Annotated in this window: 32 protein-coding genes and 1 tRNA gene; 27 read left to right on the top strand and 6 right to left on the bottom strand. The window is 73.5% G+C overall.

From position 1 onward, the window contains the following. Positions 1-326 precede the first annotated feature (326 nt). From AB0O09_RS13840 to AB0O09_RS13785, 12 genes are all read left to right on the top strand, one after another. Positions 327-863 carry a conjugal transfer protein TraB gene (locus AB0O09_RS13840; RefSeq protein WP_363541817.1) on the top strand — a complete coding sequence of 179 codons (537 nt, stop codon included), beginning with the start codon at positions 327-329 and terminating at the stop codon, positions 861-863. Positions 864-945: 82 nt separating this feature from the next. Continuing rightward, a complete protein-coding gene (locus AB0O09_RS13835; protein WP_363541816.1) occupies positions 946-3,054 on the top strand; it encodes a chromosome segregation protein ParM in 2,109 nt (702 codons plus the stop codon). A 52-nt stretch (positions 3,055-3,106) separates the two neighbouring features. Beyond that, entirely contained in the window at positions 3,107-3,775 is a 669-nt protein-coding gene (locus tag AB0O09_RS13830) for a hypothetical protein (protein WP_363541815.1), read from the top strand. Between the two features lie 131 nt (positions 3,776-3,906). Next, a complete protein-coding gene (locus AB0O09_RS13825; protein WP_363541814.1) occupies positions 3,907-4,413 on the top strand; it encodes a hypothetical protein in 507 nt (168 codons plus the stop codon). A 48-nt stretch (positions 4,414-4,461) separates the two neighbouring features. Continuing rightward, positions 4,462-5,022 (top strand): hypothetical protein, encoded by a 561-nt coding sequence (locus tag AB0O09_RS13820; RefSeq protein ID WP_363541813.1) that lies wholly within the window; start codon positions 4,462-4,464, stop codon positions 5,020-5,022. A gap of 94 nt (positions 5,023-5,116) precedes the next feature. Continuing rightward, complete coding sequence (locus AB0O09_RS13815; protein ID WP_363541812.1) at positions 5,117-6,091, top strand: hypothetical protein; 975 nt, start codon at positions 5,117-5,119, stop codon at positions 6,089-6,091. Between the two features lie 220 nt (positions 6,092-6,311). Next, entirely contained in the window at positions 6,312-6,857 is a 546-nt protein-coding gene (locus AB0O09_RS13810) for a hypothetical protein (protein WP_363541811.1), read from the top strand. 69 nt (positions 6,858-6,926) lie between these two features. Continuing rightward, positions 6,927-7,145 carry a hypothetical protein gene (locus tag AB0O09_RS13805; protein ID WP_363541810.1) on the top strand — a complete coding sequence of 73 codons (219 nt, stop codon included), beginning with the start codon at positions 6,927-6,929 and terminating at the stop codon, positions 7,143-7,145. A gap of 25 nt (positions 7,146-7,170) precedes the next feature. Continuing rightward, positions 7,171-7,353 (top strand): hypothetical protein, encoded by a 183-nt coding sequence (locus AB0O09_RS13800; protein WP_363541809.1) that lies wholly within the window; start codon positions 7,171-7,173, stop codon positions 7,351-7,353. Positions 7,354-7,437: 84 nt separating this feature from the next. Then, positions 7,438-8,172 (top strand): hypothetical protein, encoded by a 735-nt coding sequence (locus AB0O09_RS13795; RefSeq protein ID WP_363541808.1) that lies wholly within the window; start codon positions 7,438-7,440, stop codon positions 8,170-8,172. Positions 8,173-8,302: 130 nt separating this feature from the next. Then, complete coding sequence (locus AB0O09_RS13790; RefSeq protein WP_363541807.1) at positions 8,303-8,899, top strand: hypothetical protein; 597 nt, start codon at positions 8,303-8,305, stop codon at positions 8,897-8,899. Positions 8,900-8,978: 79 nt separating this feature from the next. Further along, positions 8,979-9,143: a hypothetical protein gene (locus AB0O09_RS13785; RefSeq protein WP_363541806.1), complete on the top strand. Its 165-nt coding sequence runs from the start codon at positions 8,979-8,981 to the stop codon at positions 9,141-9,143. 395 nt (positions 9,144-9,538) lie between these two features. Here AB0O09_RS13785 and AB0O09_RS13780 read toward each other — a convergent pair whose 3' ends face one another. After that, the gene (locus AB0O09_RS13780; protein WP_363541805.1) at positions 9,539-9,898 is read right to left on the bottom strand and encodes a hypothetical protein; all 360 of its coding nucleotides are present in this window, start codon (positions 9,896-9,898) and stop codon (positions 9,539-9,541) included. 144 nt (positions 9,899-10,042) lie between these two features. Between AB0O09_RS13780 and AB0O09_RS13775 the strand changes: the two genes are divergently transcribed. From AB0O09_RS13775 to AB0O09_RS13760, 4 genes are all read left to right on the top strand, one after another. Further along, positions 10,043-10,119 (top strand) — tRNA-Met (locus tag AB0O09_RS13775). 208 nt (positions 10,120-10,327) lie between these two features. Next, positions 10,328-10,693, top strand: coding sequence for a hypothetical protein (locus AB0O09_RS13770; protein ID WP_363541804.1), 366 nt, complete (start codon positions 10,328-10,330; stop codon positions 10,691-10,693). A gap of 3 nt (positions 10,694-10,696) precedes the next feature. After that, positions 10,697-13,099: a helix-turn-helix transcriptional regulator gene (locus tag AB0O09_RS13765; protein ID WP_363541803.1), complete on the top strand. Its 2,403-nt coding sequence runs from the start codon at positions 10,697-10,699 to the stop codon at positions 13,097-13,099. Positions 13,100-13,105: 6 nt separating this feature from the next. Beyond that, positions 13,106-13,642: an XRE family transcriptional regulator gene (locus AB0O09_RS13760; protein WP_363541802.1), complete on the top strand. Its 537-nt coding sequence runs from the start codon at positions 13,106-13,108 to the stop codon at positions 13,640-13,642. A gap of 118 nt (positions 13,643-13,760) precedes the next feature. Here AB0O09_RS13760 and AB0O09_RS13755 read toward each other — a convergent pair whose 3' ends face one another. Next, positions 13,761-14,276, bottom strand: a complete 516-nt coding sequence (locus AB0O09_RS13755) for a hypothetical protein (RefSeq protein ID WP_363541801.1) — start codon at positions 14,274-14,276, stop codon at positions 13,761-13,763. 280 nt (positions 14,277-14,556) lie between these two features. Here AB0O09_RS13755 and AB0O09_RS13750 point away from each other — a divergent pair, with 280 nt between their 5' ends. From AB0O09_RS13750 to AB0O09_RS13710, 9 genes are all read left to right on the top strand, one after another. Next, complete coding sequence (locus AB0O09_RS13750; RefSeq protein ID WP_363541972.1) at positions 14,557-15,198, top strand: HAD-IA family hydrolase; 642 nt, start codon at positions 14,557-14,559, stop codon at positions 15,196-15,198. Positions 15,199-15,338: 140 nt separating this feature from the next. Next, complete coding sequence (locus tag AB0O09_RS13745; protein WP_363541800.1) at positions 15,339-16,553, top strand: helix-turn-helix transcriptional regulator; 1,215 nt, start codon at positions 15,339-15,341, stop codon at positions 16,551-16,553. A 303-nt stretch (positions 16,554-16,856) separates the two neighbouring features. Next, positions 16,857-17,372, top strand: coding sequence for a hypothetical protein (locus tag AB0O09_RS13740; RefSeq protein ID WP_363541799.1), 516 nt, complete (start codon positions 16,857-16,859; stop codon positions 17,370-17,372). Continuing rightward, on the top strand, positions 17,369-17,863 hold the full coding sequence (locus AB0O09_RS13735; protein WP_363541798.1) for an ATP-binding protein: 495 nt from the start codon (positions 17,369-17,371) through the stop codon (positions 17,861-17,863). The genes AB0O09_RS13740 and AB0O09_RS13735 overlap by 4 nt, the downstream gene beginning before the upstream one ends. 390 nt (positions 17,864-18,253) lie before the next feature. Beyond that, on the top strand, positions 18,254-19,189 hold the full coding sequence (locus AB0O09_RS13730) for a D-alanine--D-alanine ligase (protein WP_363541797.1): 936 nt from the start codon (positions 18,254-18,256) through the stop codon (positions 19,187-19,189). Beyond that, a complete protein-coding gene (locus AB0O09_RS13725; RefSeq protein ID WP_363541795.1) occupies positions 19,186-20,184 on the top strand; it encodes a threonine/serine dehydratase in 999 nt (332 codons plus the stop codon). The genes AB0O09_RS13730 and AB0O09_RS13725 overlap by 4 nt, the downstream gene beginning before the upstream one ends. Continuing rightward, on the top strand, positions 20,177-21,136 hold the full coding sequence (locus AB0O09_RS13720; RefSeq protein ID WP_363541794.1) for a C39 family peptidase: 960 nt from the start codon (positions 20,177-20,179) through the stop codon (positions 21,134-21,136). The genes AB0O09_RS13725 and AB0O09_RS13720 overlap by 8 nt, the downstream gene beginning before the upstream one ends. Positions 21,137-21,587: 451 nt before the next feature. Then, entirely contained in the window at positions 21,588-22,220 is a 633-nt protein-coding gene (locus tag AB0O09_RS13715; protein ID WP_363541793.1) for a sigma-70 family RNA polymerase sigma factor, read from the top strand. Between the two features lie 43 nt (positions 22,221-22,263). Further along, positions 22,264-23,016: a hypothetical protein gene (locus AB0O09_RS13710; protein ID WP_363541792.1), complete on the top strand. Its 753-nt coding sequence runs from the start codon at positions 22,264-22,266 to the stop codon at positions 23,014-23,016. A gap of 85 nt (positions 23,017-23,101) precedes the next feature. On the opposite strand, the gene AB0O09_RS13705 is transcribed toward AB0O09_RS13710, so the two are convergent. From AB0O09_RS13705 to AB0O09_RS13695, 3 genes are all read right to left on the bottom strand, one after another. Next, entirely contained in the window at positions 23,102-23,734 is a 633-nt protein-coding gene (locus AB0O09_RS13705; RefSeq protein ID WP_363541791.1) for an HU family DNA-binding protein, read from the bottom strand. A gap of 283 nt (positions 23,735-24,017) precedes the next feature. Continuing rightward, positions 24,018-24,221: a hypothetical protein gene (locus tag AB0O09_RS13700; protein WP_363541790.1), complete on the bottom strand. Its 204-nt coding sequence runs from the start codon at positions 24,219-24,221 to the stop codon at positions 24,018-24,020. 24 nt (positions 24,222-24,245) lie between these two features. Next, positions 24,246-24,809 carry a hypothetical protein gene (locus tag AB0O09_RS13695; protein ID WP_363541789.1) on the bottom strand — a complete coding sequence of 188 codons (564 nt, stop codon included), beginning with the start codon at positions 24,807-24,809 and terminating at the stop codon, positions 24,246-24,248. 73 nt (positions 24,810-24,882) lie between these two features. On the opposite strand from AB0O09_RS13695, the gene AB0O09_RS13690 reads away from it, so the two are divergent. Together AB0O09_RS13690 and AB0O09_RS13685 are read left to right on the top strand one after the other, a co-directional pair. Then, complete coding sequence (locus AB0O09_RS13690) at positions 24,883-25,080, top strand: hypothetical protein (protein WP_363541788.1); 198 nt, start codon at positions 24,883-24,885, stop codon at positions 25,078-25,080. Positions 25,081-25,222: 142 nt separating this feature from the next. Continuing rightward, positions 25,223-25,687 (top strand): hypothetical protein, encoded by a 465-nt coding sequence (locus AB0O09_RS13685; protein ID WP_363541787.1) that lies wholly within the window; start codon positions 25,223-25,225, stop codon positions 25,685-25,687. Between the two features lie 113 nt (positions 25,688-25,800). On the opposite strand, the gene AB0O09_RS13680 is transcribed toward AB0O09_RS13685, so the two are convergent. Then, positions 25,801-26,602 (bottom strand): hypothetical protein (locus tag AB0O09_RS13680; RefSeq protein ID WP_363541786.1); only part of this gene is annotated, 802 nt, incomplete at its 5' end.

Genomic DNA, 26,602 nt, shown 5'->3' with positions numbered 1-26,602 from the left:
AAGTCGATAACACCCGCTGATCGGGCCGCCGACCTCAGTCGACGTTGCTCCGCTTCAGGCCCTCGGCCTGACGCGGAGCCGCCGTACATCCCGCACGAGGACGTGCAGGGTGCTGAAGAAGATCACGGCTGCAGCCACGAGCCAGAGGACCGAGGCCCCGGAGCGGTACTCACGAACGGCGGTGACAAGCAGAAATGTGCTGACAAGGACGCCGAAAGCCGAGATCAGAGCGCTGATGCGGTTAGCCACAGGAACATCATCAACGACGAGGTCGGCCAGCGGAAGCGATCAAACGAATCGAGTCCGACAGAGAGGTGAACTCACCGATGGACAAAGACATCGAATACCCGCCGTCCCACACCGTGCCCGCGCAGCCGGACCCTGCCATGCAGTTCACGTACCTGGCCGAACCCGCCCGGCAGGCCCCTGCCGTCGTGCCGGCGCTGCAGGGCCCCGGGCGGCACGGTTCGAACCGGGTGCCCGCGCCGACCGATGGCGACAACCGCTTCAAGGCGGTCCAGCAGAAGCTGAAGGCCTTCTCGGGGGCGTTGGACGGTGCCACGGGGCGGCTGGAGGCGCTGCGGCGGCGGATGCGCGCCACCGCCGACCGGGCCTCCACCCTGGCCGGGCACATTGCCGACGCGGACCTGGATCCGGTGTTCGTGGAGATGACGAACGCCGTAGCCACCGCTCTGGACGGCGCCGCCCTGGCGACGGGACGCCTGCACGAGAGCGCACAGGCCGTCTCCGCGGACGCCTCGGACACGCAGCGCACGCACGCGCGCATGTACGAGGCCCTGGACCAGATCCGCTCGGGCCGCAAGCACCGCACCCCCAAGCCGGGCTTCTTCGCCCGGAACTGACCCCGCCACAACTTTGCGCCGAGGGCGGCCCCACCAGATGGGTGGGGCCGCCCTCGGCGCTTTCGCGAAAGGAACCTCTCCGGTGCCCATCCCGCCTACCGCCGTGCTCGAACGAGCCTTCTACGTTGCGGCTGCGCCCTTCCTGGGTGCGGCCGCGTCCCTGCCGCAGGACCACCCGGTGCACACCGCGGTCGTCCTGGCCGGCGGCGCCGGGATGCTCGGCTCCGTCGCGGTCGCGGCCAAGAGCACCGAGGGCACCGGCCGCAAGCTCATGCGGCTGTCGCCTTTCGCCCTGGCCGCGGCGGTCGAGGTCGCCGCTGGCGCGGTGCCCGGCTGGGGCTGGGACGCCCTGTTCGCCGGGGTGTGGGCGGCGGCCGGCTGCATCGTGCTGCCGCTGTCGCGCACCTCCCGCCGCCTGCGGCCTGCCCTCGCCCCGGCCCCCGCGCCCCAGCCGCTGCCCGCCCCGGCCACCACCCCCGCGGCCCCGGCTCCGGCGCCCGCTCCGGCTGGCGACAGTGCGGACGGCCTCACCCGGGACGTGCGGCTGCTGTGGGAGCGCGCCGGAAACCCCGGCCGCACCCACGTGGTCACCGCAGCCCGGCACCCCGGCAAGCGCCACGACCTGACCATGCTGCTGCGCGCGAGCGAGCCGGGCCGGCCGATCACCGGTCTGAGCGAGGCCGCGGTCGCCGCGGCGTTCGGCATCACCGAACCCGACGTGATCCTCCTGCCGGTGACCCAGCAGGCCGGCCGCCAGGGCGGGCCGGGCTGGCTGGAGGTGCGCCTGGTCCCGGAGGAGAACCGGCGCCGCCGGGAGAGGCCCACCGAGGCCGAGCAGTGGGCCGACACCATCGGCGCCACCGCCATTCCCGGTTCCCGCTTCACGGGCAAGCACCGCAACGCCCAGCGGGGCGTCACCTACTGGACCGCACACCTGCCCGACGGCGAGCCGCGTATCGACCTGAAGGCGTTGTGCAAGGCGCTCGGCGTCTCCGTCGACGACGGGCGGGTGTTCGTCACCGTGGACGGCCAGGACGTCCTGGTGTCGGTGTGGGACGTCTCCCCGCTCGCCACCGTCTACCCGGCCACCCGCGAACTCCTCACCCCCGACACCCAGGGGCGGTGGGTGTGCGGGTTCCTGACGAACGGCCAGCCGGCCCGCAACCGGGTCTACACCGACCGCGGCGCCGCCCACGGCCTGTACGTCGCCCCGTCCGGCGGCGGCAAGACCCAGCTGATGGCCCTGGCGATCTGCGCGAGCGCGAACTTCGGCGCGGTGGTGTGGCTGGTCACCGAGGCCCCCGACGAGAAGACACCGGTGCTGGGTCAGCACTGCGACCGCTACGGCGTCGGCCCGCTCTACATGGTCCGGGCGATGCGAGCGGCGGTCGCGCTGATGGAGATCCGCGGCATGATGCTGTGGGCGGACGGCCAGGTCCACGACTGGGACCCGAAGCGGCCTGGCTGCCCCTACCGGCCCCTGAGCTGCTTCTGGGACGAGTTCCTGTCCGCGGCCCGCAACGGCGAGTACGGCGCGGAGATCATGAACCTGGCCGAGACGATCTCGGTCAAGGGCCGCAAGTACGGCATCGGCGAGCACGTCGCCGGCCAGTCCGTCTACGTACAGGACGGCTTCACGCAGCTCCTCAACGAGAACCTCCGCGAGAACTGCATCCCCGTCGTCCTGAAGGTCGCGCCGAAGAAGGTCGCGGAGATGTTCAAGACCCTCGGCGTCGCACCCGAGGACATCCCCGACCCGCTGCCACGCTCCTTCTCCAAGGCCGAGTCCGGCCGCATCGCACGGATCATGAACGGCGAGCCGGAGCCACCGAGCGACTCCAACACCGGCGGCGTCGGCTGGATCATCGAGTCCCGCAAACCCGAGGTCCAGCGGTCCCTGTTCATGGATTTCCAGCAGCCCATCGCCCCGCTGTTCCCCGACACCGTCCACGGCCTCACCGACCACGAGATCGCCGAACTCGAGGCCCGTGACCTGTGGTTCGACTGGACGCTGCCGCCCCGCCCCGGCGAGTTCGGCCCCGAACCCGAGGACGACGACGAGAGCGAGCTGCCGTCCGGCAGCCGATCCAAGCCCCGCGCCGCTGCGGCCGACCGGACGCTTCCCGCGCAGTCCACCGTCACCACACCCCGCCAGGCCCTGGACGCCATCAAGAAGCTCACCGGCGCCTGACCGGCCCCCATGAGGCCGCCACACCCCACTTTCCACCCGATCGGAGACTGCCATGAGCAGCACCCAGCACACCCCGCCCACCTCGCACAGCACCACCCGGGCCGCGGCCGAGCCGCAGATCAGCCTCCTGGCGCCCGACTACACCCCGGCCATCCTCAACGGCCGGATCCTCGCCGTCCCGCTGCACCCGCACACCGCCACGGACGAGGCGTTCGTCCCGGCCCTCATCGACGGCGAAGTGGCCGCGGTGCCAGTGCACAACCCGCTCGCCGTCCTCGCCGCGGCGCAGCTGCAGCCCGCCTCGGCCATGGCGACCGTCCCGGCGCAGCCGGTGGCGGACCCGGGCCTGCCCCGGGCGGTGCGTGACTGCCTCCTCTACGGCTCCCTTGCCGCCGTGGCGGCGGGCGGGGCGGTGTGGATGGTCGGTGCGGCCGTCGCCGCCGTGGCCCCGCACGCCGACGAGCTCGGTGAGCTCCTCCAGTACGCCGCGATCCTCGTCGGCGTCGCCGTCCTCGGCCTGGCCGCGCTGCTCGGCAAGCTCCGCACCCTCACCGGCCCCACGGCCGGCACCGGCACCGGGGCGGCCGTGACCGCCAGCGGCACCGGCGCGAATGCGACCGGCACCGTCCTCGCCCTGGTCCACCGCACCACCACCAGCAGCACGACCATCGGCCGTCAGAGCGCCTGGGGCCGTGGCGGCATCACCAACCACAACGGCTGACCGGCCGCCCGGTCTCGCCCCCGGCCCGCACAGCGCCCGCCCCGCCGAACCCCGGCCGGGCGGGCGCGGCGCATCCGGGAACGGGACCGGCCGCCCGGCCGCCACCCAATCCCTTGCTGGAGGTACCTGCCGTGACCGCACCTACTGCCTCCCCGCTCGCCCAGCTGCTCGCCGCACTCGGTGTCAGCGAGCGCGCCACCCGCTGCACCGCCGGCCGGCTGCTGGACGTGCTGGCCGACCTGCCCGACACCGCGCCGGTGCTGATCGCCGCGCCCTACCTGGACTACCGCGCGGAGCAGCCGGTGGCCGCCGCCCACTGGGACGGCACCCTGCTCCTGACCACCCTCCGCCCCGCCCCCCAGACGGAGGCGCTGTTCCCCGCCCTCGCCGCCCCCGCGAACACCACCGACGGCATCGAGCGTGCCGATCGGGCGGGTGAGTGCGGGCTGAGCGTCGGCGAGCTGCGCGCGGTGCTCGCCGCGCTGCCCGACTACACCGCCGTGCTGCTGGACGTCCACGGCTGGGACGGCCCCGCCCAGCTGCCCGTCACCGGCGCCGACTGGGACGGCGCCCTGACCCTCAGCTCCCCCTACCTGACCTGGGCCCCCGGCAGCTTCGACTTCCTCCACCAGGCCTGACCGGCCCTGCTCTCACGACCTGCTTCGACCGGAAGGACCCATTCGGCCATGACCACGTTCGCCGTCCGCGACCTGACCGCGCTGCACGCACTCCGCCCGTGGCTGCACGACCCCGCCCGCCGCCTCACCTGGCAGACCACCCGCCTGACCCGGCAGGCCGAGGCCGTCGGGCAGGAACGCCGCACCCGCCGCGCCGAGCTGCCCGGCACCGGCGCAAGCGGCGAACAGATCGTCCGCAGCCGCCAGCAGCTCGCCGACGCCCAGGCCCGCGCCGACCTCGCCGTCCTCGGCGAGCAGTTCACCGAGACGACCCGGCTGCGCCTGACCGTCACCCTCGCCCACCGCTTTCAGGGCCGGCTCGACGACCGGCAGCGCACGCGGCTCGCCGAGGACATCGCCGACGAGATCCGCACCATCGCCGAGGACCTGCTGGAGGCGCAGCCCGCCTACCCGGGCGAGGCGCACCGCAACGCCGAGGCGGTCATGGTCCCGCTGCTGCAGCAGGACACCGCGCTGGCGGCCACCAGTGAGCGCGAGGACCTGACCCGCTGGCTGGCCGACCTGCGAGCGGCCCGCCTGGTCCTGGACCAGGCCGCAACCACCGCCTGAACGACCCCTCGGTCCGGCCCCGGGGCGGCACCCCTGCCGCCCCGGGGCCGACCCGCCCGCACCGTCCCTGCCGAACACCGAGGAGTGCACACCCGTGTCCATCCCACCCCAGCCCGGCACCGACGAACCCGGCACCCACGAGCCGGGTACCCACGAGCCCGGCGGCACGTCCGTCCGGCGTGGGCGCACCGCCGTCCGCGCGACCACCCGGGCCGCCGCCCGGCGGCTGCGCGAGCACACCGCCTCGCGCCCCACCGGTCCCGCCGAGGCGGCCGCCGCCGTCGCGGGCGTGGTCCTGGCCGTCGTCATCGCCGGTGGCGCGCTCTACTGGCTCGTCCGCTTCCTCGTGTGGATCATCGCCGGGGCCTTCCACGGCACCGCCGGTTTCGCCGGTGGGCTCTGGCACAGCGACATTGCCGACCACGCCCGCACCGCGGTGAAGGCCTTCACCGACGTGGTGACCGGCCCCGCCGTATCGTGGCTCCACCAGCACGCCACCGGCCTGCCGGTGACCGGCCATCAGCTGGCCGTCGCCTGGATCCTGCTTGCCGCGATCGCGTTCGTCTCCGCGCGGGGCGGCTCCCCGGCCGGCCGCCTGGTGTGGGCCTTCGTCGGCGCGGGCACCGCCACCGCCGTCTGGCAGGCCTCCCCGGACGGCCAGCGCGCCGCCGCCACCGCCACCACCACCGGCCTGTGGCTGCTGCTCACCCTCTCCGCTTACCGGCCCCGCCCCACCCACACCACCACCAGCACCCGCACCGAGCTGATCGTCTCCCCGCTCCTCGAGCGGGCCCTGACCGCAGCCCTGGAGCGCGCGACCGTCCCGACCGCCGCCGCCGGGGCCCGGGCCGGCGACGAGCAGGCCGAGCCGCTCCCGCAGTCGGCCACCCCGGCCCCGCCGCCCGTCGACCTCATCCCGGCCGCCGCCGGATTCCAGTGCCGCCACTGCTCGAGGCCGCTGCGCTGGGCCACCGGCCAAGAGCCCGGCGACCGCACCCGCACCTGGCGCACCGCCGACGACGCCACCACCTGCCCGACCGCTCCCGACGGCCTGCACTACGCGCTCTGACCCTGCCGGACACCCACGCTGCCCACCGGCCCGAACCCCGCCCACCCCAGCGGGCGCGGCGGTCCGGTGTGCGGCGCGGCCGCCCGGCCGAACCCTCGTCCCGACTACCAAACTGCGCCGCTGGGCAGCCTGATGATCTTCCCCGTCGTACTCGAGCGGAAGATCGGACCGGACACCCGGCACACCGGACAGCACCCCACCCACTACGAAAGGGCCGATCATGGACTCGGCGCTCGCCGCCCACCTCTCCGGTCTGACCCCCGACCGCCACACCGGCCGCCTCAAGGGCGACGACGCCTACGAGGTCTTGGTCCTGCTCCTCGCCGCGTTCCGCGACCTCGGCCGCGACCGCACCACCCCGGACGAGCTCCACGCCGCCATCGCCAGCATCGACACCCGCAACGCCTTCGGCGGCCGCCGCGTCCTGCACACCCTGCTCCGCGAGGCCGCCAACCACCACCGGATCCGCCTCACTGCCGCCGGCCACATCCTGCTGCGCACCGACGCCCCCAGTGACGGCGGGCCCGAGCACGCCTGGATCCGGCTGGAGAACCGCGGCGGCGCCGAGGTCGAGATCGTCGGCGCCGATCCCTGGCCGGACACCCACCAGGTGGCGCCCGGCCCCGCCTGGTGGCGTTGCACCGGCTGCCGCGCCAGCGGCGGCACCGATGCCCAGGACCTGACCTTGATGCGCGCCCAGGCCGCCGACCACGCCCGCGACTGCCTCGCCCTGCCCGCACCCGTCGCCTCACCCGCGACCGACTGACCCACCGCCAGTCCCACACCGGACTCCGACGCCGCGCACCACGGCGCCCCGCCGCCGCGCCTGGCAGGCGTGGACTGGGCGGGGCGCCGTGGTGCGCGGCGCGGGCCGCCGATCCACCCCGGCACCGACGGCCTCTACGACTGCTGCCCCCAGCCGTGGATCCGCGTCGGCGTTCTCACGGTTGCCGACCTGCTCCTGGCCCTCCTCAACCACCAGCCCACCACCTCGCCCCCGGCGCCGACCGCCCCCGAGGCGCCCAGCGACGACCCCACCGGCGCCTGGACCTGACCCGCACTCACCCAAGGGAGACCCGATGAGCACCGAACAGGCCGCTGCATGGGCGGCCCGCGCCGTCGACACCGTGCTGGACCAGATGGAGACCGGACAGACGCCGAATGCGGCCGACGTCCTGGCGGCCAATGTCGCGTTGTTTGCCGCCGAGCGTGACGGCATCCCGGCCGCGGACTGGCAGAGGCACCTGCGGCCCCGGGGATGAGCCGCCCCGGACACTGACGCGGCGTACCGGAGCGCCCCGCCGCCCGGCCGAACCCCCGCACTCCCGCCACGGAGGACACCCCCTATGACCAACGCCCTGCGCACCCGCGCGATCCGCGCCGCCCTCGACACCACCGACTCCGCCGCCATCGTGACCGCCGCGGCCGCCACCGGCCTCACCATCTACCGCGCGCTCCACCCCCGCCCGGCCGAGACCCGCATCACCGCGGCCCTCGCCGCCGGCACCCTGGCCGCCCTCATCGCCGACCGGACCACCTACCGCGTCCTCGCCCCGCTGCGCCGCCGCTTCGCGGCCGAGCACCACGGCCTGGTCCGCGATGCCGTGCCGGCCCCGACGCCCGAACAGCTCTCCGCGGATCTGATCGCCGACGCCGCGCAGCGCGCCGCCTCCGGCGCGGTCCGGCTCGACTACGGCCGCGGTTCCCTCACCAAGCCCGAGAACTGGGCGGGGGCCGCAGACGGCACCGCGACGTGCGAGATCACCGCCACCGCCCACCTGCTCTCCGTCCCGCGTCCCAGCGACCGCGACGGCTACAGCTCACGCAGCTACCTGCTCGTCCAGGACGGCGGGCAGCCGACACCGGTCCACAGCATCGGCGACCTGGTCGTGCTCCTCGACCACGCCGAGAAGCAGCCGGCCGACCTCGACGAAACCGGCGACCCGTGGGCGGCCATCGGCCAGGACCTCGCCATCGCCGAACTCCTCCCCACCAAGACCACCACCGGTGACACCGGCCAGGACGACGACGACCACGACATCGACCAGGAGGCCGAGGCCCACGCCGCCGGCCAGCTGTAACCGACCACCCTGACGGCGGCCGCCCCCCGGGACTGCCCCGCTGCTCACCGCACCTGACCACCCACCACCAACCCGGCCCCGGCCCGCACCCCAGCGGACCGGGGCCGAACCGTCCAAGGAGACACCGCAGATGACCACCAGCCCCGCCATCGTCCCGGCCGCCCGCCGCGGCCTCTTCACCGCCGACCGGGACCGGCGGCTGCGCCCCGGCACCCCCGACCGGCCCTGGGAGCTGTGGCTCACCGGCCCCGACACTCTGCTGCCGATGCCGGACCTCGCCACCGCGCTGATGGCCGCCGCCGAGCACAACGCCCTCGCCGCCGACCTCGACGACCACGCCCCGCTCCAGCCCGCCGGCCACGCCCTGGTCCTGACCCACGGCTACGCCTGGCGGCGCGAGGGCGCGGCCCGTCCGGGCGCGGGCGCGGCCGTCCCGTCGCTGTGCTGGACCGCCCGCTGCTCGGTGTGCGGCGAGGCACCGGAGGACGAGTTCGTCCCCCACCACGCCGGCCCCGACGCCGCCGCTGGCGACGCCGTCGAGAACCACGGCTGGCACCGGCTGCCGGACGGGCGGCTGGACTGCGGCTGCAACAACACCGCCCACGCCGAGGCCCGCGCCCGAGCGACCGTCCAGGACAACGACCACGACCCGGACCCGGACCAGCTCGCCCTCGCCGCCGGCGCCCGGCCCATCGACCCGAACAGCCCCGCCAGCATCTGCCCCTGAGCACCCGACCGGACTGGCACCGCCACCCGTCGGCCGGCTTGCACCGACCGGCGCCAAACACACCGACCAAGGAGAACCCGTGTCCGTCCATGATGGAGAATCCGTCGTCACCGTCGAGAAGGTGACGGTGGCGCTCGCCGTCGCCTGCCTGCTCGCCTGGTGGGTGACCTTCATCGTCACAGGCCTGGAGCACCGCCCGACGCCGACCGGCCACTCCGGCGCTCCGACCGACTGCCCGCACTGACACCCTCGCACCACCCACGAGCCGGCCGGAGGCTGCCCCAGCCGCGCGGACGGGGCCGGAACGCCGACCCGAGGGCATCCGACCGTGACCGAACGCCTGCTCGTCCCGACACCCGCACCCACTCCGGCCCAGGGCCCGGCACCGAACCCCACGGTGCCGGGCCCTTTGTCGTTTCCAGGCCGCGCGCCTTCCGGGCGCTGCAGGGGCCGGGTCGTACGGTCACACCAGCTGGGCACTCTGCCGCCCCGCCCGCGGGGTGCAGGCCGGACGGATCCCCCGGCCTGCACCCCGCCGCAAGCAGCGGCCGCACTTGAGGCCAGGCAGTCCCCACTACCACGCGATCCACCCGACCGGCACTCCATCCCGGAGAATGGCCGGCCGCCCAAACCCTGGGATCAGGCGCGGCCGCCGTCCCAGATACTGCTGGGGTCGCTCATCTGCTCGGTGCTGCCCTTGGCGCCGCCCGGCACCTTGACCACCGTTCTCTTGTAGGCACTGGCCCGCCACGCGACGTTGAACAGCCGGGTGTCCTTGCACCGGTTGTGGTAGTACACCCGGGCCTTCCAGTTCCAGTCGTCGCGCCAGGACCAGGAGAAGCAGCCGTCGGTGCCGCGGTGCATGTGCCGGTCCTCTGCCGCCGAGGCGGCCGGTGCGGCCAGGGCCAGCAGCAGGGCCGTGGCCGAAGCCGCCGCAGCGGTCCTGAAGATGGAGCCCATGACGATCGTCTCCTCGTAGCAGCCGGGAGCGGGGAACACGGAAGCAACCGCCCGGTGCGCGGCCCGGTTGCGGCCTGGAGTCCGTGTTCACCCGGTCGGCCGGTGGGCGGCGCGGGCCTGCGGCGTCGCACCGGAATGCATTTCCCATGCTCAGGTGCGGTGCCGTACAGTCGTGCTCACCGACGCGGGGTGGAGCAGCTCGGTAGCTCGCTGGGCTCATAACCCAGAGGTCGCAGGTTCAAATCCTGTCCCCGCTACCAATCCCGGCAGGCCCGGCACCCCAGGTGCCGGGCCTGCCGCGTTTCCGGGCACGGCTGCCGTCGGCGTCCCGTGCGAGCGCGTCCCCGTGACTGGCCGTCAAACGTACTCTTTTGCAGCTCCGTTGGACTTTATGAGTTGATAAACAGCCCTGATCTGCGTTACGATTGCATCGTTCGGCTTACCATGTCCTGGCTTGGGGAGGGTCTCGTGCTCGCAGTGGACGTCCGGCAGGCACTCAAGGGCGGTGAGACGGTCCTGGAGGCCGCGTCCCGCTGGTGGCGCTTCGGCGAGCAGACCATCGCCGACCACGGCGACTTCCTCCTCGCGTTCGTCGACGGCGGCGTCTGCGTCGGCGCGTTCGAGATCCGCGCCGCCGAACCCGACCCGCAGGCCGGCGGCAAGTACGCCTTCGACCTCGCACCCGCCGAACGCTTCCGCTGGGCCCTCGGCGAGCGCCTCCCGCTGCCGCCCGGCCGCAACCCCGCCCGGATCATGACCGGCGCAGCGCTGCGCACCTTCCTCGACGCCGACCCCGGCCGGGCACCGCTGCCGGCCCGCACCGCGGAGAACTGACCGATGACCGACACCCCGGACGCGATCGACGCGCTCCTCGGCGCCGGCCCGCGCCGCGCCGTCACCCTGCCCGAACCCGCCGAACGCGAGTGGCTGCGTACCGAGTACGGGCTGACCAAGGCCGAGACCGCGAAGGCCCTGCGCGTCAGCCCCGCCACGTTCACCGCGTGGGAATCCGGCCAGCGCGACCCGCAGGGCGAGGCCCGCGCCGCCTACGCCAAACTCCTGGAGGGCATGGCGGCCCGTCTGCTGCCCCCGGCCCCACCCGGGGCCGCCCCGGCTCAGCCCCCGGCGCCCGCGCACAGCCCGTCCGCAGCCCCGTCGCCGGCCGCCCCGGTGCCGCCGGCCGGCCCGGTCGAGATGGACCGGGTGCCGTCGGGTGACCTCGTCACCGGTGAGCCGCAGCCCTGTATCTGGTGCGGGCGCCCCAGCATCTTCCGTGCCGCCGGCCGGCCCGTGCATGTGGGCGGCGGCTTCTGTGTGCAGGCCCCCGCACCGACCGGCGCCGTCCCGGCACCGGCGCCCACGGCCGCCCACGGCGCGGCCCCCGCATCTGCCGCCGCGCCCACTGCCGCCCCCGCAGCTCCGCACCGGCCCGCGCCCCCTGCTGCACCTACCCGGTCGGCCCGCCCGGCCCGCCCGGCCGCCGCGTCGCGTCCCGGTGCCCGCCCGGCGCGGAAGGCACCGGCCCGCGCTGCCGCCCCGGTGGACGACGTCCGGGCCGCGGCGGCCGAGAAGTTCCCCAACGGGCCGCTTGCCGTTGTCGACCCGGCGCCGTCCGGGCGCGGCTTGGTCGCGCACCTGGTCGACGGCCGCGTTTTCGACGTCCCTGCCGTGATGACGCTGCCGGAGCTCACCGAGTGGACGCTCACGGCCGGTCTGGGCGAGTCGCGGCTGCACAAGCACGGCAAGGACGGCGACCCGCTGATCGTCCTCACCGACGACGCAGCCACCCTGCTCGGCCTGCCGCCGATGGGCACCGAACCCGGCCAGTTCGAGCGCCGCCTCGGCCGCCTCCCCGAGACCCACAAGACCGTCAAGGCCCTGACCAAGGCCGGCTGGCAGCTCACCCAGCGCGGCTTCGGCCCCTGGGCCCGCGTCTACCGCACCCCGGACGGAGCCAAGCGGAGTTGCGTCCAGTACTGCATCCCCGCCTGGGCCGCCCTCACCTCCGCCGGCTGGACCATCCCCCAAGGCCTGGACGCTCCTGCCCTCGCGGCGCTCCTTGGCGGCTACGCCGAACGCGTCATGACTCCCCGCGGCTCCACCGCCGTCACCGGCCTCTCGTTGATGGAGGCGCTGCGCCCGCCGACCCGCGCGGTGCGCACCGAGAAGGGCTGGACCTCGGGCCCGGTGGAGGGCTCGCGCTCGCGGGTGTTCGATCCGGCGCCGCCGGAGGCCCCAGGAGAGCACCCGGTCGCGCAGGACCGCGACCCCGCCGATGTGCTGGTCACCGAGGCGTGGGACTGGATCCGCCCCATCGAGGCGATCGGCGACGGTGAGCGTGCCCTGCCGCACGTGGTGGGCCTGGACATCAACACCGCGTTCCTCGCCGCCGCGGGCCGGCTGACGATGGCGCTGTCGGAGCCGGTGCACGAGCTCAACCCAGTCTTCGACCCGAAGATCCCCGGCAGCTGGAAGTGCGACTTCTCCACCGCCGAGTTGGATCCGCGGCTGCCGAACCCGTTCACCCCGGACGGCCTGCCGCCGACCGGACCGGCCTGGTACACCACCGCCAAGGTCGCCTACGCCCGCGAACTCGGCCTCGACCCCCGGCCCACGGAGGGCTGGCTGCGGCACGAGTCCGGTCCGTGGCTCGACCCTTGGCACAAGCACCTGCGCGCCGCCTACCTCACCACCATGGAACGGCTCGGCATCCCGCTGAACCTCGGCCAGCAGGACCCCGAGGCGTTCCTGGCGGCGATGGCCGGCCTGCAGGAGCACGGCGACCCCGTCGAGCTCGCCATCCTCGCCGCCATCAAGGCGACCGCGAAGGGCGGCGTCGGCAAGCTCCGCGAACGCCCCCGCGGCGCCTCCTACCGGCCCGGCCAGCGCTGGCCGGCCCTGGAGCGCCCGACCTGGGACCCGCTGAACCGCGCTTTGATCATCGACACCGCCACCGTCAACCAGCACCGCAAGATCCGCCGATTCGCGCAGGCCACCGGCCGGTTCCCGCTCGCGATCCTCTCGGACTGCACCGTCTACCCGTCGCCGGGCCCGTCCGCCCTGGACCTGCTGCGCGGAAGCGACGGGGCGCTGACTTCGGTGTGGCGGCTCGGGATCTCGCCGGGCCTGTGCAAGCACGAGGGCACCCAGACCATGGACTGGGCCCTGGAACTGATCGCCGAGGACACCAACCCGGGCCGGCACATCAAGGGCGGCGACGCCGTCGCCGAGGGGGAGTAGCCAGACATGGACGCCATCGACCGCGGGCTGGAACGCGCCCTGCAGACCCAGCCCATCCCCAAGACCCTCCCCGGCCAGGTGAACTTCCTCGTCCGGCAGTACAAGACCACCAGGGCCGTCGCCGCCGCGCTCGATGTCTCCATCCGCTCGGTGGAGCGCTGGCGCACCGGCGGCGGCATCGGCAAGGAGAACGCCCGCAAGGTCGAGGACGCGGTGCGCGAACGCTGGCAGCCCCGCGTGCGGCAGCGCGTCCGGGAGGCCGCGGAGGCCCGCGGCTTCACCGTCGAGGTCATGGCCTCCTTCGGCTTCAAGTCCGCCGGTCTGAGCACCGACGACCCCCGGGAGCGGATCATCACCCAGCGGCTGCCCGGCAGCGTCGCCCGCGACCTGTTCGCCGCCCGCGACCGCGGCGCCAGCCGGCAGGAACAGGAACAGATCATCGCCGAAGGCCTCGGCCGCGCCTACTTCCAGGACGGCGGCCGCCGCGCCCGCGGCCTCGACGTCACCCTCACCGGCCTCGCCTGGGCCGACTTCTCCGTCTGACAACCTGCACGTTGGGGCCGCTACCCAGGGGGCAGCGGCCTCCGGCACTTCACTTGGGACGTACTGGACCGCAGGCGGCGGCCATGGTCATCTCGGTGGAATCTGCTCGTGCGGCATATCAGACCGAACTCGCGATTCGATCGACAGAGAGGATTCGGCACGTTGGTTGTGCGCCTTCACCGATCGACTTGATCCCTTTCGCATCCTCGTCCCCGTCGTTCTGGCTCTGTCCGGGAGCCAGTCTGCTGACGAAGGAATACGTGGTGTCGAGCCGGTTCCCTGCACGGTCAACGATTTCAACAGTGATGGAATAGTCGGAGACCTTGCTTGAATGGTTCGTCACTGATAGATCGGCAACTGCCACGAAGTTTCCGCTGTGATAGCCCGTCCCGAATGGATCGTCGGTTACAGTGCAGCTCAGAAGCTGTACGTCGCCTTCTCCGCCTCCAGTCGGCGAGCTCTGGGTGGGCACCGGCGAGGCTTGTGCGGACGCGGGAGTCGAGACAACCGACCTTGGCGATGATGCAGGTGCCGATTGTCCCGTGTTGGCCCCGCCGACTTCGCCCTGCGAGCCGCAGGCGACAAAGCCAAGACCCGCCAAAAATCCTGCCGCACTCACCGCCAGCACCTTCATAGAGAGACTCAGCATCGCGGGTACCTCCAATGTTGCTACCACTATGTAAACCCCGGACCGCGCGGCAGGACAGTCGGCGCAGCTACGGAGATCTAACGGCTCCCTCGCCACTTCGGCGCTCGCGATTGCTGACCCGGACGGACGGTGATCGCAGCGCCGACATCTGGAAGCAAGTCGTCCCGGTGGCATGGTCCTCGCGGCGCAGCCGCCGATCGGAGTGTCGGTGGCGGGTACGGTCTGGAGCGACGGGCAACGAGAGGGGCGTGGCGTGGCTGGTGGGATGGGGCCGGGGACGGCGTTCCGGGGGCTGATCCTGGACTTCGCGGGTGTGCTGACGACGGGTGTGCTGGAGACACACCGGCAGTGGTGCGTGCAGCAGGGCCTGGAGGCGGAGGCGTGGCGCAGTGCGCTGAACCACCACCCTGAGGGCCGTCGGCTGTATGCCGCTCTCGAGTGCGGGGCGATCGGGCAGGCGGAGTGGAACGCCGGTACGGCGGCGATCCTGGGGGTGGAGGCGGAGAACCTGATGGGCCGGGTGTGGGCGGGGGTGCGCCCGGCTGAGGGGATGATCCGGCTGGCGCGGGCGGCGCGGGCGGCGGGCTACACGGTGGCGCTGTTGTCGAACTCCTTCGGCCTGGACCCGTACGACCCGTATGCGGCGGCCGGGGTGTGGGAGCTGTTCGACGTCGCGGTGATCTCGGAGCGCGAGCGGGTGGCGAAGCCGGATCCGGCGATCTATCGGATCGTGCTGGAGCGGATGGGCCTGCCCGGCGAGGCATGTGTCTTCGTGGACGACCACCCGGTGAACCTGCCGCCCGCCGAGGCGCTCGGGATCACCACCGTGCTGGCCGAGGACGAGCAGCAGACGGTCGCCCGGCTGGAGCAGCTCCTAGGCGTGAGCGCGGCCGCGGTCGCGGCCTGACCGGCCGCCCCAGCACCGGAGTCCTTCGGTCCGACGGTTCGTCAACTTCCTTCCTGTTGTGCGGTGCCGTCTCGTGTCCGAGCGGGTACGTGGAGTACCGTCCCAGGGGTCGGGATCGCTGCGGGCGGACGGAGACGGTCATGACGGAGTGGGCCAGGCGCACCACGGGTGCCCGGATCAAGGCGCTGCGCGGCGGCTCGATGACGCAGGAGGAACTGGCGGCGGCCGCGGAGCTGTCGGTCAAGACGATCCAGAAGGTCGAGCAGGGCCGCGGCGATCTGTCGGTGCGCTCGCTGCTGCGCGTGGCGGTCGCGCTGGGCACGGACGTGGCGGTGGTGACGGGCCAGCAGGAGCCGACCCAGGGCATGGAGCTCGGCGAGCGTGCGGCACTGCGCGCGGTGTCGGCGGCGGTGCACGACAGCGCGATGGGGCTGGCCGCCGAGGGCGAGCCGGACCCGGTGGAGGACCTTGCGGCGCAGGGGCGCCGTGCGGATGCGGCGTTCTGGTCGGGCCGCTACACCGAGGTCGGCGCCGCCCTGTCCGTCCTGCTGCCGCAGGCCCGGGCGGCCTACGACGCCGCCTGCGGGGCGGAGCGGGAGCGGGCGGCCGGCGTGCTCGCGGACGGCTACCAGACGGCGGCGGTGCTGGCGAACGTGCTCGGCGCCCGGGACCTGGGGTACGCGGCGATCACCTACGGCCGGCAGGTCGCCGAGCAGGCCGGGGACGACCTGCGCACCGCACACCTGGCGGCGTCGCTGTCGTGGATCTACCTGCGGGACGGGCACACCGGCAAGGGCGTGGCCGTCGCGGAGCGGTACGCGGGGGCGATCGAGCCGCGGATGTCGGACCGTGACCCGGACCGGCTCAGCGTCTACGGGCAGCTGGTGACGAACGCGGCGGTTGCCGCCTCCCGTGGCGGCGGGGCGGCCGAGGCGGCGCGGGACTACCTGAGCCAGGCCCACGCGGTCGCGGCCCGGATCGGGAGCGAGCACGCCCGCGGCGGCCACAACCAGCCCTTCGGCCCGTCGTACGCGGCGACGCAGGCGCTGTCGGTGGCGATCGCGCTCGGCGACGTCGGCCGGGCGGTGCGCCTGATCGACACGGTGCGCCTCGATGCGGCGCTGCCGTTGGCGACCCGCGCCCGGTTCCACCTGGACGTGGCCCTCACCCGTACCGAGACCCGGCAGTGGGAGGCCGCCGGCAGCGCGCTGGAGAAGGTGTGCGGCATGGCGCCGAACTGGGTGGCGCACCAGGCGCTGTTTGGCGCGGTCGTCGAACGCATGGCGGCTGCGGTGCCGGGCCCGCGGGTCAACCGGATCGCCGCCCGCGGCGGAGTGACCCTCGGCACCCGCTGACCACCTACCCGCAGCCCTCCGACCTGCAGCCGTCCGCCCCGCAGCCGTCCGCCCCGCAGCCGTCCGCCCCGCAGCCGTCCGCCCCGCAGCCGTCCGCCCCCGTAGTCTCCCCGCCCCGCGGCCGTCCGACGTTGGGGCACAGCCAGCCCGTCCACGGCGGCCCCGACTCCCACCGCCGGTAGGAGTGCGGGCCGTGCCGCTGCCGGTAGGCCCGCCGCCGAGGGGCGCCCGCCCGTCCACAACTTCGCCCGCTCCCACCAACCATGCCTTCACTGCGGGTAGTTGGGCCGCGACAGTAGGGGAATGATGAACCGCCGCACCGGCCGGGTGCCCATCGCCCTCTACATCTGCGCCGACGACACCGCCTCGGCCGAGCTGCTCGCCGGCCACGCCCGCCGCTACGCCTGGGCCCGCGAGTGGACCGTCGCCCTGACGGCCGTCGACACCGACCCCACCGAGCCGCTGGAGCAGCGCCGCGGCTGGCGGACCGTCACCGCGGCCCTGTCCGAGCGCAGGGCGAGCGGCGTGGTCACCTGGAGCCGGGCGATGCTCCACGACGACCCGGCCGCCCTGCCCGCCCAGCACACCGCCGCCTTCGACCGCCTCGCCGCCCTGCTCCGCGACCGCGGCCAGTTCCTCGCTGCCGCAGACCAGCGCAGGCCCGCACCCACCGCCCGGGTGCCGCGCCCGGCCACGACCGCCCGGCACACACCCGCCCAGGTGCTGCGGCGCCGCGAACTCGCTGACATCGCCGCCGGCTGGCCCCAGCAGCCAGTGGGCGGCGACGGCAGCGACCCCAGAAAGGCCGCCCGGCCATGACCACCATTCCGACCCGCCTGCTGCTGCGCCGCTTCGCCGTCGACGCCACCCACCCCGTCGCGGTGCCCACCGCCCGCCGCGCCGCCCACGCCATCGCGACCGAATGGGGTGTCGACGGGGAGCGCCTGGACGCGCTGCTGCTCATCACCTCCGAGGCGGTCACCAACGCCCACCTGCACGCCCCCGGCCGGGTGCTGGTCGTCCTCACCTGGTCGCCGGACGACGCCCGGCTGGCCGTCGAGGTCCACGACACCGGCCGGCGGATGGGCGAGGGCCAGGCGTCCCGGTTCGCCGACGACCGGGCCACTGTCGGCCGCGGCCTTGCCCTGCTGGTCGAGCACCTCACCCGCGGCCGGTGGGAGGTGGTGCCGACCGTGTACGGCAAGCGGCTGCGCGCCGAACTGGCCGCTGCCGCCCCGCCCGCCCGGCCGACCGGAACCAGTACCGTGTCGCCCGCCGCCGAACCGCGCGGACTGTTTGCGGCCATCTGAGAACCCCGCCCGGCAGCCCCGGCCCTTCCGCGGGCCGGCCGCCCGGGCGGAGGGTGCGCAGCCCCGAACCCCCGCGCGGGCAGTTGCACCCACAGCGCCGTGCGGGGCCGACAACGGCACCGGTTTCGCACGGCGCTCCTGCTGCTCTGTCCCCGTCCGGCTGGTCCTGTCACCAGGCCGAGAGCACTACCTGTCCAACCCGGTTGGGCCGGACACCCCAGCCCCGCGCGGCAGTCGCCGCGCGGGATCAGAACACCACCTTCCGCCGAAAGGGGATCAGCCATGTCTCCGCCACCGGAGCCGCCCCGCCGCCGGGACCGCCCCAGCTGCCGTACCCCGGCCGCTGACCGGCACCACTCATCCACCCTCCACCAGCGAAGGACGATCACCATGTCTTCCACCCAGACGATCGCCGTCGTCACCGGCGGCCGCTCCGGGGAGCGGGACCGGTCCCTGCTCTCCGGCCGGTCCGTCCGCGAGTCTCTGGTCCGCCAGGGCGTGCCGCACGTCGTCCTCGACCCCGCCGACGAGCACTTCGCCGAGCACGTCCGCACGGCGGACGTGGCGTTCTTGGCGATTGCCGGGCAGTGGGCCGAGGACGGCAAGCTGCAGGGCCTGCTCGACAGCCTGGGCGTCCCGTACACCGGATCGGGGGTGATGGCGTCCGCGGTCGGCATGCACAAGCCGACCGCGAAGAGCGTCGTGCAGGCGGCCGGCGTCCCGGTGCTGCCCCACCTGCTGGTCCGAGGCGGTGACGACCCTGAGGCCGCGGCGAAGGACGCCGTCGCCCGCCTGGGCCTGCCGGTGATCATCAAGCCGCCGTCCGAGGGCGGCTCGATCGGCGTGCTGGTCTTCCGCGACCCGGTCGAGCTCGCCGCCGTCCTCGCCAGCGGCGGTGACTGGCTGATCGAACCGTTCAGCTCCGGCACCGCCGTCACCTGCGGCGTGATCACCCGCGACGGCGAGCTGAGTGCGCTGCCGCCGCTGGAGACCCTGCCGACCAGCGCCGAGTTCTACGACTACACCGCCAAGCGCGACCCGAACGGTCACCGCTACTGCTGCCCGGCCGCCCTGTCGCCGTCCGTCACCGCGGCCGTCCAGCAGGCCGCCCTGGACGCCCACCGGGCACTGGACTGCCACGGCCACTCCCGCTCGGACTTCATCGTCACCGAGAGCGGCGAGGTGTTCTGGCTGGAGGTCAACACCCTGCCCGGCCTGTCCCCGCACGGGAACCTCGCCACCATGGCGCACGCCGCCGGCATCGGCTACGACGACCTCATCGGCCTCATCCTCGCAGCCGCCCACCGCCCCGGGTACCGGCCGTGAGCCCCGCGGGCCTGCCGCTGGCCGCGGCAGATGTGTACGAGGCCCAGCGCCGCCTGCAGAACATCGCCGTCCTCACCCCCGCCATCGCCAACCCGGTGCTGGACCATGCCGCGGGCCGGCCGGTCACGGTGAAGGTGGAGGCACTGCAGCACACCGGGTCGTTCAAGTTCCGCGGCGCCTACAACGCACTCGCCGCCCTCACCCCCGCAAGCCGCCGCCACGGCGTGATCGGGGCGTCCTCCGGCAACCACGCCCAGGCCCTAGCCCTCGCCGGCCAGCTGCTCGGCGCCCCGGTGACCGTCGTGGTCCCGCACGACGCCCCCCGGCAGAAGCTGGAGGGCGCGCGGGCGCTCGGCGCCACCGTCGTCACCCACCACCGCGAACGCGACGACCGGGACGCCCTGGTCGCCGACCTGGCCGACCGGCACGGCTACACCGTGATCCCGTCCGCCGGCCACCGGGACGTGATGGCCGGTGCGGGCACCGTTGCCCTGGAACTGCTCCAGCAGGCGCCCGGCCTCACCGCGGTCCTGGTCCCCGTCGGCGGCGGAGGCCTCGCGGCCGGCACCGCCGTCGCCGCCAAGCACATCGACCCCGCCATCAAGGTCATCGGAGTCGAGCCGGAGGCCGCGGGCGACACCGCCGCTTCGCTGCGGGCCGGTGCGCTCACCTCGCTGGCCTCCGTTCCGGACACCATCGCCGACGGCCTGCGCCACACCTGCCCGGCCGCGCTGCCGTGGGAAGTCAACCGGGTGATGCTCGACGACGTCATCACGGTGACGGACGCTCAGATCATCCGCGCCATGGCGGCCGCGTTCCAGCACCTCAAGGTGGTCGCAGAGCCGTCCGGCGCGGTCGCACTGGCCGCCGCCGAGCAGCTCGACCTGCCGCCCGGACCGGTCGGTGTCGTCATCTCCGGCGGGTCCGTCGGCATAGGTTCGTTCCACCAGCTGATGACCGCCTTGCCGCACCGCAGAGAGGCCGCCCATGCCTGAGTCGCCGCAGCGCCACCCGATCCCGATCGTCACGCAGTACGCCTCGCCCGACCTGATCGCCGCCTTCGCCTATGAGGGCCGTCCGAAGGGCGACGACCCGAACTGGGCCGACTCCGGGGCGCCGGACCGCGAGGCGTACGCGCACTGGGCCGGCCGCTGGTGCGGCATGGCGTGCCTGCGCATGGCGCTGTTCGCCCGCGACGGCCACGCCCCGACGCTGTGGGAGCTGCTGCAGGGAGCGCTGAAGTTCGACGCCTACCAGGAGCGCGAGGACGGCACCGTCGGCGGACTGTTCTACCGGCAGTTCGCCGACTACGCCGCCGAGGTCCACCAGCTGCCCGCCGAAGTGATCACTAACCTGACGCCGGACAGGCTCCGCGCCGAACTCGACGCCGGCCACCTGGTGATCACCTCGGTGCACAAGGAGATCCGCCGCCCCGACCGTCCCGCGCCCGGCCGCGGCGGCCACCTGGTCCTGGTCACCGGCCACCACGACGGCACCGTGGCCTTCCGCAATCCGTCCGGCCACACCCCCGAGGCCGTCACCGCCAACCTGCCCGAGGACGTCTTCGACACCTTCGCCTCCCACCGCGGCATCGCCCTGCACATCGGGGCCAAGGCGACCGGGAGCCGGCTGATCGCCGTGCTCGGCGAGATGCGCGAGCTCGGCGACGACGCAGTCGAGGGCCACCGCGCCGTCGGCCAGGACGCCGCCGAACACGGCATCGACGTCCTCCTCGCCATCGGCGGAGACCTCGCCAAGCAGCTCGCCCTCGCCGCCGGCGCCGCAGGCGTGCCCGAGGTCGCGATCTGCGCGGACAACCCCACCGCCACCGCCTACCTCGAATCGATCCTGCGACTGGGCGACCGGGTGCTGGTGAAGGGCGCCAACAGCGGGCAGCATTGGCAGATCGCCCAAGCCCTGACCGGACAGAACATCACCAGCCACTGACGTGCACCTCGACCAATCGCTCGGCATCACCAACCCCCTGAACGGGTGAACACACCGTCGCAGCGACCACACTGAACGGCCCGGGCCCGTACTCATGACCAGGCCCGGGCCGTCCCGTTCACCAGCCGGTACAGCTGGTAGCCCGCTGAGGTGATGCCGACTTCTCCGTGACCCTCGGGGCGGCGGCAACGGCCTTCGTCAGGGAGCTCACGACAGCGAGGGCTGGGCCAGCACCTGAGCCCCCGCGCGACCCACGGCCGGTCAGGACCGGACCGAGGCAACCCATAACGATCACTATCTGACGGACGTGCAGAATTCGGGCCCCCGCCGGGTTGGCTGGACATGGATCGAGCCAGCCGCACCGAGCGCAGCCCACCCGGGCTGTCGGCGGCGGGCCGGGAGGGACCACCATCCATGAGCGGCAGCACCACCTCGGCCGCGGGCGGCGCAGATGTTTGACCACACGGGTGATCCGGCAGAACGCCTGCCCGAGCAGCTCTTCCACCTGCCCCGGTCGGCCGCGCTCCCGCAGGCGAGCGCCTGCCCTTTGCCTGACCGGCTGCCCGGTGAGTTCCTCGCCCTGTTCGCAGCCCGCTGTGAGCAGTTCGTCCAATACGCCGAGCCCCACCTCGGCACTCGAGAGCACGCGGTGCGGGTCGTCGACGAGCTGTTCTACGAGCTGGCGACGTGCTGGGACCTCGCGCTGGAACAGCCCAGCGTCGACGCCTACATCTGGGCCGTGTTCAAGGAGATCCTCGACGACCACCTCGACGCCCGCGGCGGCAGCAGCTGCTTCGTCGACACCGCGGCCTTCGCCCGGGTCCGGCAGGACGCCCGGAACACCTTCGAACTCATGGAGGAGCGCATCGGCCTGTACAGCGCGATCGCGAACCTGCCAGAGCGGCAGTTCGACGCTGTCGTCCTCACCTACGTCATCGGCTGCACCCCGCGCCACACCGCCTGGATGATGAGCGTCACCACCGCCACCGTCCACAGCCTGCGCCGCGACGCCCGCCGCCGCCTCGCCCGCACCCTGGGCATCGACCCCGACGAAATCGCCGCCATCGGATCGGAGGACCAGTGACTGACCCCGGCACGGAACAACTCGCCGACCCCGACCTCAGCCCATGGCCCCCTGTCGTCAGCGACGGCATGCAACCCCCACCACACCTCCACCCGACCGCGGCCTGCTCGCCTCCGCCGAGATCACCCCAAACAGCCGCGCAGAAAGCGTCTACGACTACCGCCAGGCCATCGACCGGCTCCTCCTCAACCCCGCGACCCCGCGGGCCGGCCGCATCCGACCGGCGCTGCGCCCCGCCCGCGCAGCGGCCGAACTCGAAGAACTGTGCCTGCTGGTCGTCAACCACGACACCGCCCCCGTCCACCTCGCCGGCCTGGCCAACCACCCCCTGATCGACCCGGCCGGCGCGCTCGTCCACGCCTGCCTGCTCCACCTGACTGCGCTGCACACCTGCCGTGAGGACGCGGACCGGGCGACATTCGCGTTCCCCGACGCCGGCCGCACCTGGTGGCAACTCGCCGCAGGCGCCGGCACCCAGCAGGCCGCCTGGTGCATGCACCTGTGGACCGCCGCCCGCGGCGACCTGCGCGACGCCCGCCTGTGGCACGCCTGGGCCGTCGACCTCGCACCCGGCCGGACCGACTCGCACGCCGCTGCGCTCGCCCCCTACACGGGCACGCGCACCGCAGATCTCTGCCCCACCGTGCTCACCGCCGTCCGAGCCCAGCCCGAGACCCGCGACCGCGACCACGGAACCGTCAAGCGCCCTCGCCCCTATGTGCTTGCCGAAGTCCTGCGCCACCACCTGGAAGAACCACGGCACTGCCACGGTGCGAGCGGCCGGACCGGCCGCTGAGCAAGCGGGCACATCCGCGTGGCCGTGACCGACCGAGTAGACAGACGGCCCGGGCCCGATACCTAACGGGCTCGGGCCGTCCTGTTCACGCGCTGGTGCGGCGGGCGGCCCGCTTGGGCGGCGCCCCCTTCTTCGCGGCGCCCGGCGCGGTCCTCTTCACGATGGTGGCTGCCTTCTTCGCGGGCGCCGTTGACTTCTTCGCAGCCGCGGTGGCCTTCCGCGCGGTGGTCTTCGCGGCGGCCACTGCGGTCTTCGTCGCTGCAGAAGCAGTCTTTGTGGCGGTGTCGGAGGTCTTTTTCGCGACCGCCGAGGCGATGCCGGCCGCGACAGGGGCGGCCTTCGCCGCGGTCCGCTTCCGGACGGGCCCAGCCCCGGCGCTCTTCCCTGCGGTGAGCGAGCCCTTGGGGGCCTTCGCCGTGGCCGGGCCGGACTTCGGCAGCTTCTTCGCGCCCGAGACCAAATCCTTGAACCCCTGACCCGGCCGGAAACGCGCCACGCTGGTCTTCTTGACCCGCACGCGCTCCCCGGTCTGCGGGTTGCGGGCGTAGCGGCCGGCGCGCTCCACCTTCTCCAACGTGCCGAAGCCGGTGACCTGCACCCGCTCCCCGGCCACCACGGCACGGACCATGACGTCGAGAACCGCATCCACCGCATCCTCCGCAGCGGCGCGGCTGCCGAGCTGCCCGGCCACCGCCTCGACCAGCTGTCCCTTGTTCATGACGACGACTCCACAACAGCATCGGGAACGGTTTGTCCTATTTCATCCTCAACATAGGGGCCCTTCCAGGCGTCCGCGCGCGCAGTAGGGTGCCCGGCGGCCGGTGAAGAGCGACACCGTCCTCGGTGGGCCGCCGACCGGCACGCCGCCGACCAGGCCACCGTCGTGCCGGTGCCGCCTCTCCTGCCCGCGGCGTCGCGGGGCCCTGTCTGCCTTCTTCAGCCGCGTCGCGGCCGCTCGGTATCCACGCTGCTGGCGAAAGGCGCTACTCGCGGCAGCGGGGCTACACGGAGAAGATCCCGAGCCATAGCCACAGCGCGATGTAGCAGAGCACTGCTGCCGCCAGCGCGAGGATGGCCGTCAGGCCGCGCAGCACGGACACTTCGAAGGCCCTCTCGACCCGCCTGTACGCGTACACGGCCAGCATCGGCGATGCGAGCAGTACGGCGAAGAACGCACCGTTGATCATCAGCATGGTGAAGTCCACAGTTCTCGTTGCTTGGACGGCACGTCAGGAGTGGGCGCGGGCCGGGGCACGCGGTGCGGGGGCCTTCTGCTCGGTGGATGCCGGCGTCTTGCGCAGGAGCTCGCTGTCCGCGCAGAACGTGTCGGGGTCCTCGATGAGACACAGCGCGTAGCCCGCGGTGTCGCGGTAGATGCTCGGAAAGAGGCTGCAGTCGTGGCCGGTCGCCCCGGGCAGGTCGACGAAGATCGCGTAGCCCTCGGTAGCGGTCTTGTCCGAGTGTCCGGAGGAGTCGGAGTAGCGGACCTCGAACTCCCAGGTGCCTTCGAGCGCACTGGGGCAGAAGCGGCCCGGGCCGCTGGCAATAACGCGATGGTCGGGGTCGAATCGCAAGGTCACGCCGTCGGGCCTGTGCCAGGTTCCGAGCAGGTCGGCCTGGTTGATCAGCACCTCGTCGGGACGGCTTCCGAGGGCCCCGCAGCCCGGGGCCGCCGCGATGCAGGACGCCAGCACCAGCGGCCAGACGACGGCGCGGGCGAGCCGGCGCGATCGCCGCGCAGATCCTCCGGCCGTATTGCTACCGCGTCGATGTGCGGTTGCTGTCTCGTCCACCTGGCCCCCTCGTCCAGCACAATGCCCGGCCGCTTGCCTGCAGCGGGGCGACTCCCCTCGGAGCGAGTCCATCTTGGCAGCACGTTTGAACGTGTTCAATATTGGGGGGAGTGCGCTGTCCGCGACGGGCGCGGTCGAGGCTGACCGGCGCCTGGAGGAGCTCGCCGCCGTCGCGCGGTTCGAAGCCCGCGCCGAGCAGGTCCTCGACCTCCTCGCCCGTACTGCCGCTGGCGACTTTGCTGCCGCGGGCACCCGCATCCTGGCCGAGTAGACCGCGGCCGCCGGCCGGGCCCTGGCGCAGGCCGTCGACGAGGCCAAGGACGCTGCCATCGTCGTCCTGTCCGAACCCGGCGCCACAGCCTGACCGCGAGCCGCCGAACCGGCATGTCGCAGCAGCGGCGTAGGTTCGGGCCATGGACGCCGAATCGCTGCAGGTCGAAGAGCTCGTGGACCGTACGGTCGATGAGAGCGTCCGCACCGGAGACGGCACCGCGGCACAGAAGCTCGTCGCCGAGTTGGCACGCCGGGGCGAGGACGACCTGTGGCAAGGCGCGCTATTCCTGTTCGGCGTCCTGGCCACCCGGCCGGTGTACAGCCTGCCGGAGCATGCCGGGGTGGAGCGGCTGCGGCAGGTCGCCCGTACGACGCCGGATCCGCTGACCGCCCTGGTGCTGGAGTGCCTCGCCGCGCACCGGGACGCGGGCGCGGCCGCGGCGCACGCACTGTGGCAACTCGCGCCCGCTCGGCTACAGCAGTCCGCGCTGCTGCAACTGCTCATCTCGGCCTGTGCCGCAGTCGGCTCCGACCACGGAACCCTCGCGCCGGCGCAGACCGTGGCCCTGGTCAAGCAGCTCATCGTGGCCAGTGCGCCCGATTGACCCGAGCGTGCCCGTCGCTCGGGCCAGCAGCAGGGTGGTGATCGGCTGGCCGCAGGGTGGATACGTGAGTGCCCGGCCGCATCGCGGCCGGGCACCGTTGTGGGCAGGGCTGGTCAGACGTTGGCGGCCAGGGCGACCGCGTGGGCACCGGCGGCATCGGCCCGCTTGACGGCCTTGGCCAGCGGCGCCGACGTGGTGCCGGGCTGCCAAGTCTTGGCCTCCAGCTCCCGCCGCCAGACGGCGCCAGCCTCTTCGAGACGCTCGGCATACTCCTCGACGGCGACGACCATCGCCCAGCCGTTGCCCTGCGGCTCGCCGGCGGCCAGGCGCCGGGCCATCGACCAGACCCCGGCGGCGAGCGCCCCACGGTTCGGCACCTCGACTACGGTCACGAACCGGGCCGCGGCCAGCGCCGAGTTCACCGCGTCCTGGGCCCGCAGCACCATCTCCAGGTCCGTGCCGTCCAGGTCCTCACCCAGCATCAGGTACCGGCCCTGCGCGGCGGCGAGGTCCTCGGCGACGGCCCGCTTCCCGCCGGGCACCAGCACCAGGCGCCACTCGATCGCGGCGACCAGCAGGGCGATCACGACGTAGACCCACACCGCCACCGCCACGAACGTGCCCACGGAAACCGGCGCGGTGCCCTGCGCCTTCTGGACCCCGGTCATGATCAGGAACGACAGCGGGGAGATGACGACCGCCGCGCCGTAGAACAAACCGGCGCCCTTCAGCACGCCCGGGGCGGTCGCCAGGTCGTAGGCGGCGTTTCGGGGCAGCGTGGTTCCCGGCCGGCGCAGAACCTGCGGGCACTGGCGGGCCAGCCGGTGCACCGTCTTCTGCACGGACTCCGCCAGGCCCGGGTCCACCACGGCGGCGGCCGGGGCCTGCCCGCCCGAGCGGCTTACGAACGACATC

This window comes from Kitasatospora sp. NPDC093679, from assembly GCF_040683455.1.
In the GTDB taxonomy this organism is placed as follows: domain Bacteria; phylum Actinomycetota; class Actinomycetes; order Streptomycetales; family Streptomycetaceae; genus Kitasatospora; species Kitasatospora arboriphila.
This window is presented reverse-complemented; position numbering and strand designations above follow the sequence as displayed.

What these genes read in the sequence shown, in the direction of transcription:
- AB0O09_RS13730 (WP_363541797.1), top strand. Translation starts at nt 18,254, where the DNA reads ATGTCTTCCACCCAGACGATCGCCGTCGTCACCGGCGGCCGCTCCGGG.
- AB0O09_RS13830 (WP_363541815.1), top strand. Translation starts at nt 3,107, where the DNA reads ATGAGCAGCACCCAGCACACCCCGCCCACCTCGCACAGCACCACCCGG.
- AB0O09_RS13800 (WP_363541809.1), top strand. Translation starts at nt 7,171, where the DNA reads ATGAGCACCGAACAGGCCGCTGCATGGGCGGCCCGCGCCGTCGACACC.
- AB0O09_RS13795 (WP_363541808.1), top strand. Translation starts at nt 7,438, where the DNA reads ATGACCAACGCCCTGCGCACCCGCGCGATCCGCGCCGCCCTCGACACC.
- AB0O09_RS13715 (WP_363541793.1), top strand. Translation starts at nt 21,588, where the DNA reads ATGTTTGACCACACGGGTGATCCGGCAGAACGCCTGCCCGAGCAGCTC.
- AB0O09_RS13820 (WP_363541813.1), top strand. Translation starts at nt 4,462, where the DNA reads ATGACCACGTTCGCCGTCCGCGACCTGACCGCGCTGCACGCACTCCGC.
- AB0O09_RS13710 (WP_363541792.1), top strand. Translation starts at nt 22,264, where the DNA reads ATGGCCCCCTGTCGTCAGCGACGGCATGCAACCCCCACCACACCTCCA.
- AB0O09_RS13720 (WP_363541794.1), top strand. Translation starts at nt 20,177, where the DNA reads ATGCCTGAGTCGCCGCAGCGCCACCCGATCCCGATCGTCACGCAGTAC.
- AB0O09_RS13740 (WP_363541799.1), top strand. Translation starts at nt 16,857, where the DNA reads ATGATGAACCGCCGCACCGGCCGGGTGCCCATCGCCCTCTACATCTGC.
- AB0O09_RS13755 (WP_363541801.1), bottom strand. Translation starts at nt 14,276, where the DNA reads ATGAAGGTGCTGGCGGTGAGTGCGGCAGGATTTTTGGCGGGTCTTGGC.
- AB0O09_RS13790 (WP_363541807.1), top strand. Translation starts at nt 8,303, where the DNA reads ATGACCACCAGCCCCGCCATCGTCCCGGCCGCCCGCCGCGGCCTCTTC.
- AB0O09_RS13765 (WP_363541803.1), top strand. Translation starts at nt 10,697, where the DNA reads ATGACCGACACCCCGGACGCGATCGACGCGCTCCTCGGCGCCGGCCCG.
- AB0O09_RS13810 (WP_363541811.1), top strand. Translation starts at nt 6,312, where the DNA reads ATGGACTCGGCGCTCGCCGCCCACCTCTCCGGTCTGACCCCCGACCGC.
- AB0O09_RS13840 (WP_363541817.1), top strand. Translation starts at nt 327, where the DNA reads ATGGACAAAGACATCGAATACCCGCCGTCCCACACCGTGCCCGCGCAG.
- AB0O09_RS13750 (WP_363541972.1), top strand. Translation starts at nt 14,557, where the DNA reads ATGGGGCCGGGGACGGCGTTCCGGGGGCTGATCCTGGACTTCGCGGGT.
- AB0O09_RS13735 (WP_363541798.1), top strand. Translation starts at nt 17,369, where the DNA reads ATGACCACCATTCCGACCCGCCTGCTGCTGCGCCGCTTCGCCGTCGAC.
- AB0O09_RS13760 (WP_363541802.1), top strand. Translation starts at nt 13,106, where the DNA reads ATGGACGCCATCGACCGCGGGCTGGAACGCGCCCTGCAGACCCAGCCC.
- AB0O09_RS13685 (WP_363541787.1), top strand. Translation starts at nt 25,223, where the DNA reads ATGGACGCCGAATCGCTGCAGGTCGAAGAGCTCGTGGACCGTACGGTC.
- AB0O09_RS13745 (WP_363541800.1), top strand. Translation starts at nt 15,339, where the DNA reads ATGACGGAGTGGGCCAGGCGCACCACGGGTGCCCGGATCAAGGCGCTG.
- AB0O09_RS13705 (WP_363541791.1), bottom strand. Translation starts at nt 23,734, where the DNA reads ATGAACAAGGGACAGCTGGTCGAGGCGGTGGCCGGGCAGCTCGGCAGC.